Annotated in this window: 4 protein-coding genes and 1 tRNA gene; 4 read left to right on the top strand and 1 reads right to left on the bottom strand. The window is 65.1% G+C overall.

Annotated elements, in window-relative coordinates; genetic code table 11:
* Positions 1 to 238: 238 nt before the first annotated feature.
* From SM450_RS30955 to SM450_RS30940, 4 genes are all read left to right on the top strand, one after another.
* Positions 239 to 766 (top strand): DUF6244 family protein, encoded by a 528-nt coding sequence (locus SM450_RS30955; protein WP_474623314.1) that lies wholly within the window; start codon positions 239 to 241, stop codon positions 764 to 766.
* Positions 767 to 951: 185 nt separating this feature from the next.
* Entirely contained in the window at positions 952 to 1,362 is a 411-nt protein-coding gene (locus SM450_RS30950) for a CdiA C-terminal domain-containing protein (RefSeq protein ID WP_091434016.1), read from the top strand.
* A gap of 14 nt (positions 1,363 to 1,376) precedes the next feature.
* Positions 1,377 to 1,832: a SitI3 family protein gene (locus tag SM450_RS30945; RefSeq protein WP_474623313.1), complete on the top strand. Its 456-nt coding sequence runs from the start codon at positions 1,377 to 1,379 to the stop codon at positions 1,830 to 1,832.
* Positions 1,833 to 2,252: 420 nt separating this feature from the next.
* Positions 2,253 to 2,328: transfer RNA gene (locus SM450_RS30940), tRNA-Arg, on the top strand.
* Between the two features lie 454 nt (positions 2,329 to 2,782).
* On the opposite strand, the gene SM450_RS30935 is transcribed toward SM450_RS30940, so the two are convergent.
* On the bottom strand, positions 2,783 to 3,061 hold the full coding sequence (locus SM450_RS30935) for a hypothetical protein (protein WP_474623312.1): 279 nt from the start codon (positions 3,059 to 3,061) through the stop codon (positions 2,783 to 2,785).
* Positions 3,062 to 3,471: the final 410 nt, after the last annotated feature.

Here is a 3,471-nt window from a genome sequence, read left to right as displayed (position 1 = left end):
CACCGACCGAACACGAATCGATGTTCTACGCTCAACCCCAGCCCCGCGAGGTGGTTGGAGCCAACAGCTGAAGTCTCCACAGAACCCGGGGCGGTTCAGAAGCTGCTCATGCGGCTGCTTGCATCGCGGTGGCTGCCGGCGCGGCCGACCGCCTCGCTGGTGTCTGGTGGCCTCGCGAGTAGCCCGGTAGGTTCAGGCATCAAGCACTTTCATTAACGTCGATTGGGGCGCCGGCCACGTGTCGCAGATCGAGAAGATCACCGGTGAGCTCCGTGCGTTGATGGCCGGGGTCGAACGCGCCCAGGGGTTGGCAGCCGCGGCCGACAGCCAAGCGCAGGAGGTGGCGCTGCGGGCGGCAGGCGCGGGCTTCCTCGCCGTGGCGGCGGGTGTGGCGCGGGTGCGCACCGCGATCGCGGGCATCCAGGGTGGCCTGGGAAGTCTTGCCGGGTCGATCGGTGAGGCGACGAAGGCCACCGCGGCGGTGCCGAACGAGGCCACCCCGCAGGAGACGATCGCCGGGCTGGCGCCTGTGCAGAGCGCCGTGGACGCCGCTCGTGACGCGGCGACCGGGGCCATCACCGGAGTCGGTGAGGCGCAGCAACTCGTCGCCATGGTCCTGCAGGGCGGGCAGCCCGGGCCGCTGTTGCAGGCCCTGGAGGCCATCAAGCAGGTCCTGGTGCTGGTGGTTGCACGCACCGGCGGGGCCCGGCAGGCCGTCGAAGCGGCGATCGCGCAGGCCCGGCAGTTGGGCTCGTCGGGAAACTGACAGGGGCTGGCGGTCACCCACCGGCCAGCCCCACCCCTTCCCAGCACGGTGACCCGCCGTCGACACCTCATGCCGCCGGCGACACCCCATCCGCTGACCATGACCACGGCACGCCCTGGACCAGACAGCCGACCGGCGTCGCGGGCGGGACGCCGACCGGTCCGAGAACCAGAATTCCGCCCCGGTTGGACGACGACGGGCGGCGTCCGTTGGAGCTCGAGAACGAATGCGCCGATATAGTCGCCAGCAAGAGCTACCGGGTCCACCAGAACCCCACCAGGCAGGAGATCGCCGACGCCCGGCTCCGTACCGGCGACTCGGGCAACCCGAACAAAGACCCGGATTACCTGATCGAGGGTCATGTGTTCGACTGCTATTCGCCCACTCTCGGCAAGCCGGTACGGGGCGTTTGGAGCGAGGTCCGCGCCAAGGTCGACAAGGAGCAGACCCAACGCGTGGTGCTGAACCTGCACGACTGGCACGGAGACCTCGCGGCCCTGCGGACACAGTTCGACACCTGGCCGGTCGAGAGGCTGAAAGAACTCGTCGCGGTAACGCCGAGTGGCGCGATCGTGCAGATCGTCCGTCGAGACTGAGGAGAGGCGCAGAGATGGCTGTGGAGTTCAGGTTGACCCTCGCCGGTGACCTGCCCCTGGACCACGTGGCTGATCTCGTGGCAGCCGAACCCGCCGAGAAGCCCAGACCGAGCGGCACCAACCCACGGCTGCTCGGTGCCCGCCTCTACGACACCCGCGGGTACGCGCTGACCGTCTCCTCAGGCAGCCAGGGCTATTTCGATGCCGAGGCCGACGACGGTGCCCGCTGGGAGTGGGAGCCGGAGACGTACGTCGACATCGACTTCTCCATGCGGGCAGACGACCTGGTCGACAAGGGCATCCCGAACATGATGAAAGCCGTGGCCCGGGTGCTGGCCGCCCGGAAGGAGGACGCGGCGCTGGTCCAGAACGGCAACTGGCTGCTGCTGACCCGCGTTGGGGGCACGCTCCGCAGACACCGGCCTACCTGGTGGAGCCACTACGGTATAGCCGACCCCATCACCCAATGAACCAGCCGAGCGCGGGTGACCCGCCGACGAACGACGCGACTTCGACCCGTCATCCGTGGGCGACGTCGACGTCGTCTTCATCAACCCGACGGACCTGACCCGCGACAACGACGACCAGCCACCGCGCGGCTGATGGCGACCTGGCCGGATCCCCCGTGCGAGGCGGCGCCCAGCCGGGGGAGCGGACAGCCCCAAATGATCTTCGATGATGTGCGCGGTGTGTGCTCTCCAGCGGATGCCAACCGGGGTGAACCGGTGCCAACGTGGGTCACCATGGCCGACCGCCGGTCGCAACCGGGGGTTCGTGTGCTCGGTGTGTGGTCCTGGGCTGCGACAACGGCGGTCCGGGTGACGTGGGTGAACGTGGGCCACTCCCTGCCACCCCAGGTGAACCCCCAGGTCGCTAGACTAGGCCCTCGCGCCCTCGTAGCTCAGGGGATAGAGCATCGGTTTCCTAAACCGTGTGTCGCAGGTTCGAATCCTGCCGGGGGCACCAACGCAATGCTGCTGAACAGCAAAAACGTAGCCAGTCAATCGATGGCTATCGATGAAGATTCGAACCGTCCCCCGAAAACCCCTCGGTAACGCGTGTGGGTGAACAGGTTGCGGAAGGTGTCGCCCCGGGGGCATCCGTAGCTGACGTGAAAGCTGTGGAGCTCGACGACGAGCCGTGGATCTTGCCGAGCCCTGCATGAGTGAGCCGGCCACCGGCTCTACCGCCAGTGCCGGACCGGCTGCGCGTGCAACTGGTCTCCTGTCCGCGCCGCCTACAGGTGTCGGCTGCACGAGGCCGCCGCCCGGAGCCGAAGCGGGCCGCGGTAGAACACGCCGAGATAATGCAATAGCCTCGTCCAGCGAAATCAAAGACCGGCCATCCTGCCTGAAGTCGTTATTCGGGGAGAATGACCGCGATCCACGAACATTGCGCTTTAAGCGAACAGGGGTCGGCGTCAAATCAGTAAATACAATGTTTCTGTATTTCCTTCTCTGGTCTGAAGTGTCAGCCGGCCGCCGCTTTTTTCAATGAGATCAAGCATGACATTGTAGACGACGAGGGCCCTGTTCACGGTGTCAGTCTTGGTATCTTTCGTTCGAATGCAGGCTGAATCGAGCGCCTCGACTGAGCGGGGGGCGAGATTGACTGTCAACCGCACAAGTGGAGGGCGGCCGTTGTCAGCGTCGTCATGGACGGTCACACTCCTGTCACTTTCCGTCGCGTCATCAGCCATTGCATCAGCCGTTTGCCATAAACCCTGCTCCCCTCCCGGGGGCAGGCGCGTTTTCAAGGTTGCTTGTCGACGCCGGCAAGACTCTCTTCCGATAAGCCACGAGGCACCCTAAGTCTCTCGTCGGTCGGTTTATAAGCGGCCCAACGACGTAGTCTTCGCCGCCCAATCTTCCCCTTATTTGAAGGTGATTGCGAAGCAAGACCCTATTTAAAACCCGTACTGCCTTCTGTCGTGAACCTGACAGTAAAGCTCTGAGGCAAGTAGAAGACGGACTGAATGTGCGACTCGAATGTCGAGTGTTGACAGGGTGCCTAAAGGACGTCTCGTAACTCGGTGAAGGCGTTGGCCGGCAACGGTGTTGGCGTCATCCCGCGAGGATGATGTTGTGGAGGTGGGCGATGCCGGAGGCG

Source organism: Micromonospora marincola (assembly GCF_056150385.1).
Note: the sequence above shows the minus strand (reverse complement) of the source record. Positions and strands in the feature narration are given on the sequence as shown.